At 45.0% G+C, this 16,832-nt stretch carries 15 protein-coding genes; 9 read left to right on the forward strand and 6 right to left on the reverse strand.

Translation table 11 applies throughout. The features are described from left to right. Positions 1-339: 339 nt before the first annotated feature. From AB4623_RS00105 to AB4623_RS00115, 3 genes are read right to left on the reverse strand one after another with little or no spacing between them, the layout of a single operon-like run. Complete coding sequence (locus AB4623_RS00105) at positions 340-813, reverse strand: GNAT family N-acetyltransferase (RefSeq protein ID WP_069597207.1); 474 nt, start codon at positions 811-813, stop codon at positions 340-342. Further along, on the reverse strand, positions 806-1,729 hold the full coding sequence (locus AB4623_RS00110; protein WP_017066871.1) for an ornithine cyclodeaminase family protein: 924 nt from the start codon (positions 1,727-1,729) through the stop codon (positions 806-808). Before AB4623_RS00110 ends, AB4623_RS00105 begins: the two co-directional genes overlap by 8 nt. A gap of 2 nt (positions 1,730-1,731) precedes the next feature. Next, on the reverse strand, positions 1,732-2,883 hold the full coding sequence (locus tag AB4623_RS00115; RefSeq protein WP_017066872.1) for an alanine racemase: 1,152 nt from the start codon (positions 2,881-2,883) through the stop codon (positions 1,732-1,734). A gap of 112 nt (positions 2,884-2,995) precedes the next feature. Between AB4623_RS00115 and AB4623_RS00120 the strand changes: the two genes are divergently transcribed. After that, entirely contained in the window at positions 2,996-3,907 is a 912-nt protein-coding gene (locus AB4623_RS00120; RefSeq protein ID WP_017066873.1) for a LysR family transcriptional regulator, read from the forward strand. Between the two features lie 585 nt (positions 3,908-4,492). Beyond that, positions 4,493-5,383, forward strand: coding sequence for a LysR family transcriptional regulator (locus AB4623_RS00125; RefSeq protein WP_017065035.1), 891 nt, complete (start codon positions 4,493-4,495; stop codon positions 5,381-5,383). A 4-nt stretch (positions 5,384-5,387) separates the two neighbouring features. Here the strand turns inward: AB4623_RS00125 and AB4623_RS00130 are convergent, their stop codons facing one another. The 3 genes from AB4623_RS00130 to mpaA all read right to left on the reverse strand — a co-directional run bounded on the left by AB4623_RS00130 (position 5,388) and on the right by mpaA (position 8,474). After that, positions 5,388-5,798: a hypothetical protein gene (locus tag AB4623_RS00130; protein WP_017065034.1), complete on the reverse strand. Its 411-nt coding sequence runs from the start codon at positions 5,796-5,798 to the stop codon at positions 5,388-5,390. Positions 5,799-5,850: 52 nt separating this feature from the next. Next, positions 5,851-7,524 (reverse strand): amidohydrolase, encoded by a 1,674-nt coding sequence (locus AB4623_RS00135; protein ID WP_017099396.1) that lies wholly within the window; start codon positions 7,522-7,524, stop codon positions 5,851-5,853. 212 nt (positions 7,525-7,736) lie between these two features. Beyond that, complete coding sequence (mpaA, locus tag AB4623_RS00140; RefSeq protein WP_372145449.1) at positions 7,737-8,474, reverse strand: murein tripeptide amidase MpaA; 738 nt, start codon at positions 8,472-8,474, stop codon at positions 7,737-7,739. 113 nt (positions 8,475-8,587) lie between these two features. On the opposite strand from mpaA, the gene AB4623_RS00145 reads away from it, so the two are divergent. The 7 genes from AB4623_RS00145 to AB4623_RS00175 all read left to right on the forward strand — a co-directional run bounded on the left by AB4623_RS00145 (position 8,588) and on the right by AB4623_RS00175 (position 16,812). Then, entirely contained in the window at positions 8,588-10,213 is a 1,626-nt protein-coding gene (locus tag AB4623_RS00145) for an ABC transporter substrate-binding protein (protein WP_371725236.1), read from the forward strand. Between the two features lie 170 nt (positions 10,214-10,383). Next, positions 10,384-11,286: a LysR substrate-binding domain-containing protein gene (locus tag AB4623_RS00150; RefSeq protein WP_372106776.1), complete on the forward strand. Its 903-nt coding sequence runs from the start codon at positions 10,384-10,386 to the stop codon at positions 11,284-11,286. Between the two features lie 84 nt (positions 11,287-11,370). Continuing rightward, positions 11,371-12,255, forward strand: a complete 885-nt coding sequence (locus AB4623_RS00155; RefSeq protein WP_239962038.1) for a carbohydrate ABC transporter permease — start codon at positions 11,371-11,373, stop codon at positions 12,253-12,255. A gap of 23 nt (positions 12,256-12,278) precedes the next feature. Further along, positions 12,279-13,226, forward strand: coding sequence for a carbohydrate ABC transporter permease (locus AB4623_RS00160; protein WP_372145452.1), 948 nt, complete (start codon positions 12,279-12,281; stop codon positions 13,224-13,226). Positions 13,227-13,232: 6 nt separating this feature from the next. Further along, positions 13,233-14,513 (forward strand): extracellular solute-binding protein, encoded by a 1,281-nt coding sequence (locus AB4623_RS00165; protein WP_372145454.1) that lies wholly within the window; start codon positions 13,233-13,235, stop codon positions 14,511-14,513. A 105-nt stretch (positions 14,514-14,618) separates the two neighbouring features. Beyond that, a complete protein-coding gene (locus tag AB4623_RS00170) occupies positions 14,619-16,088 on the forward strand; it encodes a CehA/McbA family metallohydrolase (protein ID WP_372145456.1) in 1,470 nt (489 codons plus the stop codon). Continuing rightward, complete coding sequence (locus AB4623_RS00175; RefSeq protein ID WP_102332227.1) at positions 16,078-16,812, forward strand: HAD family hydrolase; 735 nt, start codon at positions 16,078-16,080, stop codon at positions 16,810-16,812. The genes AB4623_RS00170 and AB4623_RS00175 overlap by 11 nt, the downstream gene beginning before the upstream one ends. The last annotated feature ends 20 nt before the right edge of the window (positions 16,813-16,832 follow it).

Genomic DNA, 16,832 nt, shown 5'->3' on the forward strand with positions numbered 1-16,832 from the left:
TTAGAATGCGGTGTTCATGACACGCTTACGTTAGGAAAAGGCCCGACACATTTTCTTTCTTCACTCTAGGTAGTCAGCATATTTAGATAGTATGGACAATAGGATAGAGTCAGACCATACTCCAGTCAAAAAGCTCATCGAAGCGATTCAAGATCTTTAAAGGTTACGGAGACTGAATAAGAGTCAATTTGATTGTTGGTTACTCTGTGACCGGGGGGAGGTGAGAGTGCACGAGGGGTCAGCGTTTTTGAATGAACTCTTCAATACCTTTACAGTTGAAGTATAAAATGAGGCGGCCAAATAGCCGCCCCAGACACACCATCTGACTTGTTTATCCACTCATTCCTTTAAGCCAAAAATTAATTCAATTTCATCATCAAGTCTTCTGCCCGTTGGTATAAAACCAAGCTTTTGATAAATAGAGAGCGCATTGCCTTTTTCTTTATCCATCGTGGTCAGGGAGACGCCTTTTAAACCGGTAATGGAAGCGTATTTCTTACTGAAGTTAATCGCTTGACTCCCCAATCCTTTTCCTTGGAAACGATGGTCAATCATGACGCGCCACACGTACAAATGATCCTTTTGAAAGTGATCATCGAACTTGTCGAGTAGTCTTGGATCGATAAGAGAGATGAGCCCTGCTGGCTTGTCGTCTAAATAAATGCCGTAACTGACGCTATCGTCGTTGAAACTCGCCTCTGCAAGCCATTCTGCGTTATTAGCAATGAGATGTTTTTGGGACTCTTCCACAGAGAGGTCGATAATGTCATCGATGGTGTTACCGTTTATTTTTAAAAAGCTAACGTTATTCATGGTCATCTCCCTTGGATAGGTATTTATCTAAAACTATTTGCGCAATATAAAGATCTTGATAGGCAATTCCTGAGCTATCAAAAATAGTAATGTCGTTTTTGTTCCTTTCTTTTAATTGAAGCTTGTCACCGATCTGATAGATCTCTTTATCTGGCGCATGCTGGAACTCACCAATCGTTTTGGACTGAGATAAATAATCACAATAGAGGGTGGCGTTCTCAAATAGCGATGGTGGAAGTTCCTGTTTTCCTATTTTATCTGCTCCCATTGCAGAAATATGAGTTCCAGGTTTTACCCATGAAGATTCAAACAAAGGAGCGGTGGACGCTGTAACGGTAACAATAATATCTGCGCTTTCACAGGCTTCTTGAGCGGATTTGATGTCTGTTGTTAACCCTTCTTTGCTTAGCTCTTTCGCTAGTTGGTTGGCGTTAGTCTGATTTCTACCAACAATCAGGACTTTAGATAGATTCCTAACTTTTGAAATGGCAAGCGCTTCGTATTTAGCTTGATGACCTGTGCCAAATAACGCGAGTACAGATGAATCTTGTCTCGCCAGTAGATCAACAGCGATGGCATCAGCTGCTGCAGTTCGGTAGGCATTGACCAAACTTGCTGACAAAATGGCTTTCATTTCCCCCGTATCCGGTGAAAGAAGAAAGATATGAGTACCATGGTTCGGTCGCCCAAACTGATTATTGCAAGGCCAATAGCTTCCCATTTTCCAACCAAGTAATTGATTTGTGCATGCTGATTTGAGTGAAAACATTGAGCCTTCGATCGGGCCTGATGCGTTAACGACCGGAAATATTGATGAGTGCTGATCTTGTACTGAAGAAAATGCCGCTTTGACCGCTTTGTATGCCAGCTCGTGAGAAATTAACGCTGCTGTCGTTTTTTCATCTAGATAAATCATGTTTACCACCCTGAAACACGTTGCCATTGCTCAATTTGACCCTCGACCAAGTCAAAGACATAGTATTTACTGTGCATCGCGCTTGTAGAGCATGCATGATTTGGGACGATGTGTACTCTAGAACCAATGGGAAAACATTCGAAGTCGATCTCGCTTCCAGAAGCCGCTTCGAGTATGCCGTGCTCTTGATTTACCTGCACTACTTTCAGTATTTGACTCTCTTGGCCATTCGGTTGGAGAACCACGCCATAACATTGTTCGTCATGACCTTTATCTAAAGAAAGAGCCATCCATCCAGCATCAACAAATATTTGCCCCCTCGATTTGTTGTGTCCAATAACACTACTTACTACTGAGATTGCGATATCGTTTAAAGTACATACTCCAAGCCGATGCATCACTAAGTCAAACAATGAATAGACGCCAGCTCTGACTTCTGTGATTCCACTTGTGTTTGTGTATGAGCATGCCGTCGGGGTAGAACCCACGCTGACTATTTCGCAGTAAATCCCAACCGACTCGAGGCGTTTCGCCGCAAGTTGTGCAGTCGCTACTTCATTACTGGCGGATTGGTTTAACGCTTCTCGAGACTTACAGTGGTAAGACTCACCTGCGTGGAGCATCACCCCTTTAAAATTGCCCAAACCCTTACCTAAGCTCTTAGCCATTGCAATCAGGGCTTCGGAATCTGCACTTACTCCACCTCGGTGTCCGTCGCAATCAATCTCTATCAGGCAGCTAATAACACACCCACGTTCTTGACAGTAGGCGTTAACGAAATCGACTTGTTCCATGCTATCAAGTAAAACCACAATACTCATACCACGTTTCAGTAGCAGTTCGACTCGCAATAGCTTTTCTTTTGATATGCCAACAGCATAGAGAATGTCTTTACAACCATAACTGGCAAGCTGTTCTGCTTCTTCAAGGGTGGATACAGTGATTGGATCCTCTATAGAGTCAATTAAGTACGGAAGCGCATCTAACGATTTTACGGTCTTAAAGTGGGGCCTTAGTGGTGTGCCTAGTTTCGACATATGGCTGCGCATTTGAGCAAGGTTGCTCAAAAATTTTTGTTTATCCAAATAGAGAAATGGTGTGCCGATGGCATTGTATTTTTTTTCTAAATCAGGGTGTTCCGTATGCTTAATCATTTCATTTACCTAAACTTGCAAAGTGAAGTTAACTATTGATGAAATGATTATGAAGTAGGAAGAAGTTGAATTATATTAACAAAAATCTACTTATACATTAGGTTGGAAGTTAATGTTGACGACAGAAGATATTCGATTTCTTGTGGTAGTTTCTAACCATAGAACATTGGCAGATGCGGCTCGTACGCTCAATATAACGCCACCATCAGTCACTCAGCGTATTCAACATATCGAAAAGAAGCTATCGCTTAAGTTACTTCAACGGCCTTCGCGCGTGGTTAGCTTAACAGAAGAAGGGCGCGTTTTAGTTGATACTGGTATTTCGATCCTTGAAGATTTGGACGAGCTCACCGATAAACTCAATGAAAGCAGAGGGGATGTCAGTGGTTGTCTAAGAGTATTGGCGCCCCTTGGCTTTGGCAACGATGTGATAGCCCCTTTATTAGGTGAGTATAAAAAAGCTCATCCTCGCCTAGAGGTGGAGCTAGAGTTATCAGATAAGCCAAACTGGGCCAACCATCATAAATGGGACATTATCATCTACATTGGTCACCTGACGGATTCCAGCCTTAAGATGGTGAGTTTAGCCCCAAACAAGCGCTTTGTTTGCGCTTCGCCCGAGTATTTATCACGTTATGGACAGCCTGAAACTCCGCAAGATCTTAAGAAGCATCAATGTATTGCGTTGAGAGAAAATAATGAAGATGTCACGTTGTGGAGCTTTACTCATACAGTCTCAGGATCCATAGAAAATGTTCGAATTCGTCCTTCACTTGCAAGTAATGAGGGCAGAGTGATTAAAGACTGGGCCTTAAGAGACTTAGGGATTATCATGCGATCTGAATGGGATATTCAATCACAGATTGATAGTGGTAAATTAGTGCGATTATTGCCAAATTATGAGCTTCCAAATGCCGATATTGTTGCCCTCGTGAGTTCTGCTGCGCATGAGAGGTCAGCGCGAGTCACTGGCTTTTTATCTCTATTAAAAGATCAATGCCAAAAAGCGCCGTGGTTAAGTTGATAGTATGTTGTTATCAGAGGTGTGCTAGCGCCGATCATGGCAAACACACCTTTGCCCCAAGACGTGTTTAGTGCGCATGAAACCAACATGAGATTTATTTGTGCAACAAGCTGCTGCACAATTAGTAAATTGCCTGCTTCATCGAATGTCCAACAGGCTGCTGGACAAACTCCAACCCCAATTTTGCAACAGCCTGTTGCAAAATTCACTATGAAGCACTTCTGCCCCAAAACAATTTAGAGTGTTTGCTTAGTTTAAAAATGTTATTGGTGATTTACTTTATCTTTTTTCATATATGTCTTTAATACATTCTTTTTTGGGTTAGAACGGTATGCTTTCTTCGAATAGGGCTTGTTTTTCGGGTGCTACGCGCTGAGCATAGTAATTCAAGATAGGTGGGCGCGGAGAATTTTCTATTAATATTTTTTTATCTTCGAGTAGAATTATTAATTCTACATATGTCTTAATTGATAAAGAACAAGGACTTATTGTGTAATTTGGCTGAGCTGAGATCTCAAGAAATGAGTCACGCATTTAATACATACTGGAATTAGTCAAAGCACCATCAACTCTAAGTATTGGTCTATGAACACACTTCATCTAAAAGCACTGTTATTAGCCGTAGAAACTGGATCGATTTCTGCCGCGGCACGTAAACTGGGTAAAAAGCAATCTCAGGTTAGTCAATGGATTTCTGATCTGGAAATCGATCTGGGGGTTAACTTCTTTGACCGAACAGGAAATAAAACCACTTTGAGTAAAGACGGGGAACGTTTACTTCCCCATCTTACTCATACACTGAGCCACCTTGATAAGTTTGTCCAAGGTGCTGAAATGCTTATGCAAAATGAGCCGACTGTACTGACCATAGGGATTGAAAACTACATCCCTGACATTGTGTTTACGCAACCTCTAGCCTCTGTTTTAGATTTACCCCATTTGAGTGTTGAGGTCTATCGCGATGAAAGAACCCAACTGGAGCAAGACTTAGGCGATGGTCATGTAGATGTCATAATTACCCATGAGTCGGAAACTATTCATCACAAACATTTCGATTATTGCCGTCTAGGGTACTATAGAGAAATTCTAGTCTGTAGTCCTGACCATCCACTGGCTCAGTTATCTCACGTTACCAGTAAGGACTTGAGTGAATACCGCGAGTTAGTATGGGGTGAAGTAAGTAGCGAAGACAACGATGGTTTTAGCCCGTGTTACTGTGTGTTCTCAGATATCGATCCCCTCATAGCTATGCTCAAACACAATAAGGGATTTGCGTTTTTACCAGAGGAGTGTGTTAGCACGCAAATCGAAAACGGCCTACTGGTTGCTCTCAAATGCGACTTCGAACTCTCTGGCATTGACCGAAAAGTTGAGCTGTGTTGGCGCAACGGACTAACCCTTTCTGAAAGTGGGAGTATGGTAATTAAAGCCTTTAAACACTACCATCTTCTGCCCCAGAAACACCAATACAAGTAGCGAATTAGTCAGACGCTGCGATAAGCGCATCCCACCAATCATAGATATACAGGGAGGCGTAAATAGGTAATAGCGCCCATAGCAATGGATCGTCCCATACCGTTGATGTGGTGCCAATAGCCGCTATCGCCAAGATCATAAGCTCAGAAATACCAGTAAAGAGAAGTAGCTTAGTGAAGTGAACCAGAATTCGCTGAATCTGATTAGCAAGCTGAGTTTTCTGGTATGTCGCTTCAAACACGCCAATAATACCAGCAGCCATCATGAGCCCAATAACGGCTAAAATCGCCGACTGATTACCATGTTCCATATCGCGCATGCTATCGAAGGTGCAGCTAAACAGTACCGGGACAAGGATCACCAGCAGTATTAGTTGTTTCAGGCTCACTTCAATATAGAAACGTTTACGTAGCACTCTTACCTCCGTGGAAAAAATAAGGTGCCGGAAACATCCTGCACCTTTTTAGTTACTCTTCTGAGTCGAAAACTATATCACCCTGTAACATTGTCATTAAGATCTTAGTGTCGGCAATCTCACCTACCCGCAAGCGGGTAATATCATGTTCCAAAATGGCAAAGTCTGCTGATTTTCCGACTTCTATCGAACCTGTAATATCACTGATTCCCAAACTTTCTGCGGCGTTGGTTGTGTAAGCATCAATCGCTGAATGAATATCCGGCAATCCCGTTTTACCCATTTTAAGGCTATTGGCGATACCAACTAACGGATTGATATCATGCACATTCCAGTCACTACTCAAAGAGACGTTAGCCCCTGTATCAAAGATGGCTTTCAGGTTCATCATGGCTCTGGTGCGTTTAGCACCAAGAAAAACTTCTGCCCATTTGTGATCATGGTAAGCCACATAATCAGAGCCAACCTGAAAATCTGCCGTTACATTCAGCTTGGCAAAACGCGGGACATCTTTTGAGTTCACCAGCTCCACATGAGTTAGTGTATAAGGTTTATCTGCGCCTTGACTGCGAACATATTCGATAGCATTCAGTGACTCACGAATACCTCCATCACCTATAGCATGAATATGAGCGCTATAACCAATTTGATTTAACTCATCAAGCCAGATTTTCATTTGCTGCGGTGGAATATAGTTGATGCCGTATGGCTCGTCAGGAATATAGGTGTCTAGATACGGAGCCAGTGTTTTTGCAGTTCCGTTAATGAAAATACCATCGCTATACATTTTCACCTGATCCACCAGTAGCAAACGAGATTTGTCGCTGGATTGAATTTTCTTTAAAAATGTAAGCTGGGGTTCCATGGAGTCGGCCGGGTAAATCCACGGGCGAAGCGATACACGAGCCGTTAAGTTTCCTTTTTCTTCAGCTTGTTTCCACACTTCATACCAGCCACGTTTCCAATATAATCGACCGTCACCAATTGTGGTTATACCATGAGCGGCCGCTTCTTCAAGGCCTGCCATTAAGCCTTCGTAACTTTGATCAAATTGGCTCTCTAAGCTGTTCCATGCCATCTCCATAACAATATCGCCGGCATTATCAAGCAAAATGCCATTGAGTTCTCCAGTTTCATCGTCTTTAAGAATCTTGCCGCCTTGCGGTTCTTGGGAGTGTTTGGAGATGCCTGCTTGCTTAAGGGCTGCTGAATTCACCCACATGGAGTGGGAAGTCTGCTCCATAATCACCACTGGTTGATCCGGGAAAATACGGTCAATCACTTCTAAAGGTGTATAACGGTTGTCTTCACTTAGGATTGCATCAAGAGAAAAGCCATAACCCATTAGCCATTCGTTCGACTTAGCTTGCTTACGACACGCTTTTAGATAGGGGATCTGCTCTTCCAGTGAAGCATCCATATTCAGCTCACAATTGCCCCCTGCCTCCGAAGCCGCTTCAAACACATGGTTGTGGTTATCGATAAAACCCGGCATCACAAAAGCTTGTTCAACATTGATAATGTTAGTTGTCGAGGTCCGATAGGCATTGACTTCGGGTGTATTACCAACATACACAATATTACCATCGTAAATCGCGATAGCATCTGCATCGTCGTAACCGTAAATCTTGGCGTTAGTGATAATCACATCCGCTTGTTCAGCAGCAAGAGAAATTGGACTCATGGTTAAGCTCGCTATTAATGCAAGTGAGTAAACTCGGTTCATATATTGATCCTTTAATGTCCCACAATATCTGTGAGTATAGGAAGTAGGTGGTTTGAAGAAAGTCTACAGTAGTCAAAAAATAAATGAAAAATAGTGAGTATTAGAATCTTGGGGTAGTCTGCACAAATCAGATTTCAAGTTACTTATTCTTATATATTGCACTCTTGTTAAAGCAATTAATCTAACAAAGTATTGTCCAAAAATGAGTTGCGCTAACTTCCCTCACACCCCAACACTGCCACAAACGCATCCAAATACTTTTCTATAGTTAAATCCGCAGAAACGGGCGGTAGTTCTACAGTAATGCACGGTAGGTTTCTTTCCTGACACCATGTGCCGAATGAGCCTGGGGTTTCGTAATCCACGTCTTCAACGAGCGGTAGGTTGAATTGTTTGCTTAGCCAAGTGGCAAGCTCCGATTGGGTTGGGTCATCGACCATGGCGAGAGGTTCGTGGAAAGAGATGACGAATTTTGGCTTACGCTGTTCAATGAGTGTGATGAGGGACTGCACTTCAGGTTCGAGCTGGTTGGCTTGGCCGGTTTTCACTTTTACATCTCTGACTGGTGTGTGGGAGCTCCAGCGATAGACAGTGCCGTTTGCTGTCCAATTTTGAGTTGGGAAGGCACGGTTTAGGTCGACTTGGTTTGCGTTGGCACGTGTTCCTAATTGATTGCCATCTGGGTTCATAGACAGAATCACATCGTGTCGCAAGTTGGCGGCTGGCAAACTTCTTAGTGCACAAGACAAACCTGCGATAGAAGCGGTTTCGCACCGTGCGTGCCTGCTAAGATTAGACCTCGAGATTCGCTTTCTACTTGCGCGGGGAAATAGAGCAAGGGTGCGCCCAATACTGACTTTCCATATGTTAGCGGCTTTATTGAAAATGCAGCTCTTTCTGTTCTTGGAATTAAACTCACCTTTATCTCCTGATTGATCAAGTACTATCAAGTATTAACGATTACACAAACTTACTTAAATAAACTAAAGCGTTAAAACTCGTCAACAGTCGCATTGTTAATTTTATTACTTGCTTCAAAGATAGGCTAGGAGAGCAAAAACATATGGATTTTAAGAAACATTCAACGGCTTTACTCATTTCATCTCTATTGACCCCTTTTATCTCAGTAACTGCCGTTGCTGACACATTGCCTGCGGGAACTTCTCTGGCGAAAGAACAACATTTAGTTCGTGCTAACGATGCAGAAGCGGCGACGCTTGACCCTGCGAAAGCAGAAGGCCTGCCAGAAATGCACATTCTACGTGACCTATTTGAAGGTTTAGTGATTCAAGATCGCGATGGCAATATCACCCCAGGTGTTGCACAGTCTTGGGAAACCGAAGACAACCAGACGTTTGTATTCCACCTACGTAAAGACGCGAAATGGTCGAATGGCGATCCGGTGACGGCCGATGATTTCGTGTATGCGATAAGACGCGCGGTCGATCCTAAAACGGCATCGCCGAATGTTTGGTATCTCAAGCTTACTCAAATCAACAACATTGCTGACGTAGCCGAAGGCAAAAAGCCCGTTGAAGAGTTAGGTATCTCTGCAGTCGATAAACACACGGTGAAATTCGAACTCGATAGTAAAGTGCCTTACTTTGTGGCGATGACAGGCCACACATCCATGATGCCAGTGCACAAAGCAACCCTAGAAAGTAGTGACAAGCCGTGGAGCGATCCTAAGCAATTTGTTGGTAATGGTGCATTCGTACTAGATGAGTGGGTGGTGAACGAGCGCATTGAGCTTAAGAAGAACCCGACGTACTGGGACAGTTCAGATACCCACTTAACCGAAGTAACTTATATTCCGTTTGAGAATCAGAATGCTTCGATTAACCGTTATGCGGTGGGCGAGGTCGATATTACTTCGGACGTGCCTACACACATGGCGCAGCAGCTTAAAAGCAAATATCAAGATGCGTTTACCACAGTGCCTCTGTTGTGTACTTACTACTACGCATTCAATACTACGCGACCACCTTTTGATGATGCGCGAGTACGTAAAGCTGTCTCTTATTCTATGATGCGTGACGTTATCACCAATGGTGTGACTCAGGTGGGCAACTTACCGGCTTATACCTTTGCTCATGAGTACACGGCTGGTTTTGATGCAACACAACCTGAATACAGCACGTGGACTCAGAAAGAACGCGATCAAAAGGCCAAAGAACTATTGCAAGAATCGGGCTACGATGCGTCTAACCCATTGGATTTCAAACTGCTTTACAATACCAGTGAATCGAACAAGTCGATTGCAGTGGCGATTGCATCAATGCTGAAAGGCAACTTAGGCGCACAAGTTGAACTAGAAAACCAAGAGTGGAAGTCTTACTTGGTATCGCGTCGCCAAGGTGATTTTGATGTGATGCGCGCCTCTTGGTGTGGTGACTACAATGAAGCATCAACCTTCTTGAGCCTGTTGCGTTCTGGCTCTTCAGGTAACTTTGCTCGCTACAACAATGAAAAGTACGACGCAGCAATGGATAGCGCACTAGCCGCAACCAGCGAACAAGATCGCCAAGGTTTCTACGACCAGGCAGAACAGTTACTGGCAGAAGACATGCCGATCGCGCCAATTTACTACTACATGCAGGCTCGTCTAGTACGACCAAGTGTTGGTGGTTTTGCGAAGAACAATGTAGAAGGGCGTATCTATTCTAAGGATCTCTACATCAAAGAGTAATTGCGTTTGATTCACGCGGCGACACACCGCTAAGAACATGAAATAAAGAAAAGGGACGTTGATCATAAATATCTGATCAACGTCCCTTCGTCATTAATCTGTAACGGTAAGCGCAAAAAACTGAAACCTGATTGAAGTATTTTTCACTTTTATTTCAATCAGGTGAAGCCATGTTACCCCCTCTACGTGCCCTTGTTGCGTTCGAAGCTGTTGCCCGCCTCGGTTCTATTGGCGCTGCTGCGCGCGAGCTTTGTGTTACCCAAGCTGCGGTGAGTCAGCAGCTTAAAAGTTTAGAAACCTTTCTCGATACCACATTGTTTGAGCGAAGCTCCAAAGGCGTAAAGCTGACGTCAGCTGCCCAGCACTATCAACCGATTGTTGCGGGTTCATTAGCACACCTGAAATTACAGACTCAAATCCTCTTCGGGGAAAAAGAAACCGACGTGTTGAGCTTGCGCGTAAATCACACCTTTTGTCATAACTGGCTGTTACCCCGACTGCCAGCCTTCTATAAGAAATACCCTTTTATCAGGCTCGATATTCAGCTGGTGGACTGGCCATCAACCAACCCTTGTCAGAATGTCGATATCGAGCTGACCAACGGCAAGGTCGAAAGCGAAGACACCCATAGCGAGCGACTGTTTCAAGAACATTGGCAGTTAGTTTGCAGCCCTCAATTCAAATCCGAGCATCAAGAATTACTCAGCAAGCATGACTTTGTTGCTCTGCCGACGGTTCAGGTGAAAGGCTACCGAGAGAATTGGTTGCAATGGCTCGGCCATAACCAATTCGAGATGACATTACCTAAGGTTCTGCTCGAAGTGAGTAACTCTTTACATGCCTTAGAAGCGGTTAAGCACGGTATTGGAATGTTGCTGGTGCGTTCGCTCGCTGTGTCTGAATTGCTCAAGAAAGAAGACCTTGTGTTGGCAAACGAATCCTCAATGCCTGCCGAGTCTGCCCACTATTTGATTACCAAACACCGCCGCAGTGCCAAGGTGAATTTCTTTTGTGATTGGCTTTATCACCAGATGGAAGACGGTGAACTGGAAGAAAGGTTTTCTAATGGGTAGCCATAAAAAAAATGAAGGGCGCTCTTACTAACCTGTCACACAAACCCCTTAATTTAACCGCATACAAATAAGGACGAGGTCACCATGAGTGCTTTCTCAGAACCAATGAAAAACCGCTTAAAGGTACTGTTATTTACCGCACCGTTGTTGGTGCCACTGTTTACTTTTTGGCTCGTACCATTTGGTTATTCAATTTATATCAGCTTCACCGATTGGGATTACATCTCGCCAGATTATTCGTTCATCGGTTTAGAAAATTACGAGTATATGGTTGAGGACTATGAGTTCATTCAAGCAGTACTCAACACGTTTTGGTTCTCTGTCGGAGTGGTGATTCCAACCATCATTCTTGGGCTTGTGTTTGCGATGTTGTTGCACAAAAACTTCAAGGGCAGCCAGTTCTATCGTGCGGTGATCTTCTCTCCTTGGATCACGCCAACGGTCGCGGTGTCGATTGTGTGGTCTTGGGTGTTCGAGACGAAGTCAGGCTTGGCCAACCACTTATTAGAATCGGCAGGGTTTAGCGCAATTCCATGGTTAGAGAACGGAAACACAGCCTTGATTGCGGTGATTATCGTGACGGTTTGGCAGGCGATTGGCTGGACGATGCTGTTTTACATCAGTGCGCTCAACAAGATTCCTGAGTCTCTGTACGAAGCGTCTTTGATTGATGGTTGCAGCAGCTTAACGCGTTTTTTGAAGATAACGTTGCCACTAATTTCACCAACCACGTTCTTCTTAGTGGTGGTCAACATTATTACGGCAATGCAGGCGTTCGATCAGTTCCAAATCTTAACGCAAGGCGGCCCGGGCGGAGAGACTCGTACCTTGTTGTACTTGTTCTACCAACAAGCATTTGAGCGTTACGAAATGGGACCGGCAGCCGCGACATCGTTAGTGATATTCCTGATTACTGGATTGTTGGCACTTATTAATACCTACATCGGCAAGCGCTGGGTGTACTACTAGTCGATTTTTGAAAGGACAGAATTATGACCACGCAAGTATTGGATGCCAATCAAGTCTTAAATCAAAGAGCGGCTGAATCTAAAGTCACGGCCCAAACGAAAGCGACCAAATCAGAGGTTGTGTCAAAGAAAAGCTCAGTGGATCGCCGTTCGTTTATCGCACTGGCTAAGCACCTTTTCTTAGCAACCTGCGGAACCATTATGGTGTTCCCGTTCTTATGGATGCTGTCAGGTTCGCTGAAAACCAATGATGAGATTTTTGCTAGCCCGCTGAACTTGATTCCAGAGCAATTCCGTTGGGAAACCTTTGTCGAAACCTTTCACAGCGCGCCGTTTGGTTTGTACATCTTCAACAGTTTTAGCGTGGCCTTGTTCACTACGCTATTGGTGATTGTGAATTCGGCAATGTTTGCATACGCATTAACGCAGCTGAAGTTTCGCTCGAAAACCGTGCTCTATTTTATCGTGATGGGCTGTTACATGCTGCCGGGCGCAGTGACGTACATTCCGTCTTACATCACCTTGGCAAGACTGGGTTTGTTGGATTCACACATGGGCTTAGTGGCGTCGAACGCGGCGTCGGTTTTCGGTGTGTTCTATCTACGCCAAGTGTTTATCAAGGTGCATCCGTCGCTGATTGAAGCGGCACGAATTGATGGTGCAGGTGAGCTCAAAATCTTATGGGCAATCATCTTACCGCAATGCCGAGCAGCAGTCGCAACACTGTTCCTCATCACTTTTATTACCAATTACAACAGCTACATGTGGCCAAGCTTGGTTATTACCACTCAGGAACTTAACCTGATTGCGACCGGGATTCGTCACTACTTTATTGCCGAAGGTAACTATGGATTGAACTGGTCGCAAATCATGGCGGCGAGCACCATTGCAGTATTGCCTTTGTTAATTCTATTCGTCATTTGTCAAAAGACGATTCTTTCAGGTATCGCCGATAACGGCGTAAAAGAGTAAACGGAAATGAAATTAAAAACTCTCGCACTAGTGTGTGCTGGCGCAGCAAGTGCGTCTATGTTCTCTAGCAGTGTTCTTGCCGCAACCGAAGTTAACTTTTGGTATTCCGGTGGTACTAAGCCACAGCAAATGATGACTAAGCTCATCGAAGAGTTCAACGCGAGCCAAGATGAGTATGTGGTGAAGCCAGCATTGCAAGGCAACTACACGGAAACCTACCAGAAGCTGCAAGCAGGTCTAGCGTCTAGAACGGCACCTGAACTTGTGCTACTAGATTCAGGTCGTGCGGAAGCGATGCACGGACGTGGTTTGAGCCGTGACCTAACGCCGTTCATGGATGAAGAGTTTAACTTCTCTGATTTCATTGGCGCGTTTAAAGACCAAGTGACCGCAGACGACGGCACCATCATTGGCTTACCTGCTTACGGTACGACTCAAGTGTTTTACTACAACAAGCAGGTATTGGCAGATAACGGCTTTACCGAGCAAGACCTAAACACATGGCAAGGCGTGGCTAAAGTCGCGGAGAAAGTTACTCAACGTGATGACAAAGGCAACGTGACCTTTTACGGCTGGGAGCCGATGTGGGGCCAAGACAACATGATTGACGCGGCTTTCTCTAACGGTGCGAAGATCATCAGTGATGATGGCAAAACAGTGCTAATCGATTCAGCTGAATGGGTTGAGGTGTGGGACAGTTTCCGTAAGTGGATCCACGACGATCAAATCATGCGTATTCACTACGGCGGTCAAGGCTGGGAATACTGGTACAAAACCATTGATGACGTGATGAAAGACAACGCATTGGGCTATACCGGTTCATCAGGTGACCAAGGTGACTTGGACTTCACTAAGCTTTCAGCAACTACACAGCCGGGTTGGGGTTCAAACCCTTCTGCGCCACAAGCGGGTGCGTTGGTTTACGTGATGCCAAAAGGCACAGATGACGCAGCAGCGAAAGGTGCATTTGAGTTTGTTGAGTTCTACACCAACGCGAAAAACACGGCAGCATGGTCGATGTTTACGGGCTACATCCCTGTGCGCAACAGTGTTTCTGAAGTTCCAGAATACCAAGCGTTCACCAAAGACAACCCACAAGCTCTGATTCCGTTGAAGCAAGCAAACACGGCGACCAAAGATTTCCTTGACCCTACCAACGGTAAGATTATGGATGCGCTGAAGGTGGCTGCAGACCAGATTCAAATCCAAAACGTGCCTGCTGACAAAGCGCTAAAACAAGCGGCTAAGAAAGCGCAACGTGCACTAGACCGAGCGAATCGTTCTTAATCTGCAAAGTGGATTAACACTATCTTTGCATGCATAAAGGCCCATCTACTCGGGTGGGCCTCTTTTTGACCCAGTCCTTCAATTAGGACGAATTTGGTGAAGACAATGACCCAATTTCAAGGTGAACTGCCGTTTGGCAGAGTACGTATCCCCTTTGATTTACCAGCAGGTTCTCACTGCGTAACCATTACTGGTACGACGGTGAAAAAAGGATTCTTATACGCTGCGGCATACGATGCCAACCAAGCATTTCGTGGCAAGGTGTTGTTTGAAAAGGCGCACAAGTCACTCACTATCCAACCGGAAAACTCTGGCTTAGGCGCGATTGATGGTGTGACCCCGCCGGGCGAGTGGTTCTTAGAACTTTATAACCTTGAAGGTGAGTTTCGCACTGAGCGCGCGATGCAGTATCAAGTGGATGTTCTTTGCTCTGATGAGTTAGTGAATAACGATATTGAGCTAGAACTGAACCCAACGGTGACAAGTGAACATGATATCGAGTTCGATTACAGCCACATGCTGAGTTCTGATTCTCGCTGGTATCGTGGCGACTTACACGCTCACACTCAGCTTTCTGATGGTCACAATACCTTGGTTGCGGCTAAAGATATTGTTGAATCTCAAGGGCTCGATTTTTTCTTCTTCACTGAGCACAACATTTGCCAGCCTAAGCTGCCCGTTTCAACACAGTGTTTGTTCTTACCCGCGTTAGAAGTCACAACCGATCTCGGACACTTTAATGTACATGGCCCAGTTAAGTCTTTAGACCTGAGAGACGTTGAACACAGCAGCCAAGCGACCATGGAAGCGGGATTGAGTTTAGCTAAAAGTGGACACAGTTCCCTTGGCATTAATCACCCGATGATGAAGCCGTGGCATTGGCATTACGATCAAGTGGATCTCAGCCAAGTGTCTACGTTTGAAGTGTGTTGTGACCCAACTTGGTCGACCTCGCCGCAAGCGACCGAAGAGGCGTTATTGGCTCTCAATGAAATGTGGAATTGTGGTCAGCGCATTACGGCGATTGGCGGCAGTGATTCACACCTTGAGCCCCATGAACGTAACCCTAAATCGGATGAGCCTTCTATTTATGGTGACCCATCAACCTTCGTTTACAGCCATGGCTTGAGCGGCGAAGGGATCTTGTCTGGTTTGCGTAATGGGCAAGTTTACCTAGAGCGCCGCTGTGGCCTGAAGTTTGACATCAACTTAGGCGACTTGCTACCGGGTAATGACTCTCAAGGACAGGCACTTAGTTACCGTATTGCAGTTACTGATTCAGAAAACCCTTACTACGCTGAGTGCGTGGTCGATGGCGAGATTATTGACCGAATCGTTTTGAGTGATGAGCTACAAAGTATCCATATTGATGAAGGCTACCGTTGGTGTCGAGTGGATATCCGTCGTGGAGAACTTTCTTCTGCATTAATCAACAGCCCTCAACCCGTATCTGACGAACGTGAGTTTGAAGGCTGCATCAACGCCGTATTCGACGGCAAACAACCAGAATTTAACCAACCCCTAGTGCGTACTTGGGGAGAACTAATGGAGCGAATGAGCCGTGATGAAGTTTAAGGCGATGTTATTTGATAAAGACGGCACATTGTTAGAGTTCCACAAGATGTGGCTTAACGTTTCTCGTGGTGCTTGTGAGCGTGTGAAATCTTACAGTGACCAACACCAAGGTAATCAAACTGTCACACCTGTTGAGTTACTCTTGGCCATCGGTGTTGAAGGTGATGTGGTTGATAACTATGGACTATTAGCCTCAAATCCAGTGGAAGATACCGCAACAGCGTGGTTCAACATGCTGCAACCGAATGTCTCGCTCACTGAATTCACTAAGGTGACCAAAGCCGCTTTCAATGATGAAGTGGAAGAGAACCCAAGCTGGATTGAAGCCCTGCCGGGTGTGGCTGAAAAGCTTGACCTGTTTAAGCAGCAAGGCATGATTTTAGGTATCGCGACCGCAGACACCAAAGACTCGACCATCTACACACTGGAGCAATCGGGTTTGAGCGAGATGTTCGATTATGTTGGTTATTCTGATGGCGATATCGAACCTAAACCAGCGCCCGCACTACTCAATGCCTTCTGTGAGCAATGCGGTATTGAGCCACATGAAGTGATCATGTTTGGTGACACGGTTTCAGATATGGAATTTGGCCGCAATGCAGGCGCAAGCAATGTTGGTGTGCTGACGGGTACGGCTCAACACAGCGAATTAGAACCAGTAGCGGATCTGGTTATCGCATCGGTTGCCCATTTTGAGCTCAATCAACTGCAAGAACGTGGCTAAAACGTCCACGACAGATTGCA

Source organism: Vibrio sp. 10N.222.52.C12 (genome assembly GCF_041474215.1).
GTDB lineage: Bacteria > Pseudomonadota > Gammaproteobacteria > Enterobacterales > Vibrionaceae > Vibrio > Vibrio crassostreae_C.

Excerpts from the sequence above, each read along its gene's own strand:
- AB4623_RS00105 (WP_069597207.1), bottom strand. The coding sequence starts at position 813 with ATGAATAACGTTAGCTTTTTAAAAATAAACGGTAACACCATCGATGAC.
- AB4623_RS00110 (WP_017066871.1), bottom strand. The coding sequence starts at position 1,729 with ATGATTTATCTAGATGAAAAAACGACAGCAGCGTTAATTTCTCACGAG.
- AB4623_RS00115 (WP_017066872.1), bottom strand. The coding sequence starts at position 2,883 with ATGATTAAGCATACGGAACACCCTGATTTAGAAAAAAAATACAATGCC.
- AB4623_RS00120 (WP_017066873.1), top strand. The coding sequence starts at position 2,996 with ATGTTGACGACAGAAGATATTCGATTTCTTGTGGTAGTTTCTAACCAT.
- AB4623_RS00125 (WP_017065035.1), top strand. The coding sequence starts at position 4,493 with ATGAACACACTTCATCTAAAAGCACTGTTATTAGCCGTAGAAACTGGA.
- AB4623_RS00135 (WP_017099396.1), bottom strand. The coding sequence starts at position 7,524 with ATGAACCGAGTTTACTCACTTGCATTAATAGCGAGCTTAACCATGAGT.
- AB4623_RS00145 (WP_371725236.1), top strand. The coding sequence starts at position 8,588 with ATGGATTTTAAGAAACATTCAACGGCTTTACTCATTTCATCTCTATTG.
- AB4623_RS00150 (WP_372106776.1), top strand. The coding sequence starts at position 10,384 with ATGTTACCCCCTCTACGTGCCCTTGTTGCGTTCGAAGCTGTTGCCCGC.
- AB4623_RS00155 (WP_239962038.1), top strand. The coding sequence starts at position 11,371 with ATGAGTGCTTTCTCAGAACCAATGAAAAACCGCTTAAAGGTACTGTTA.
- AB4623_RS00160 (WP_372145452.1), top strand. The coding sequence starts at position 12,279 with ATGACCACGCAAGTATTGGATGCCAATCAAGTCTTAAATCAAAGAGCG.
- AB4623_RS00165 (WP_372145454.1), top strand. The coding sequence starts at position 13,233 with ATGAAATTAAAAACTCTCGCACTAGTGTGTGCTGGCGCAGCAAGTGCG.
- AB4623_RS00170 (WP_372145456.1), top strand. The coding sequence starts at position 14,619 with ATGACCCAATTTCAAGGTGAACTGCCGTTTGGCAGAGTACGTATCCCC.
- AB4623_RS00175 (WP_102332227.1), top strand. The coding sequence starts at position 16,078 with ATGAAGTTTAAGGCGATGTTATTTGATAAAGACGGCACATTGTTAGAG.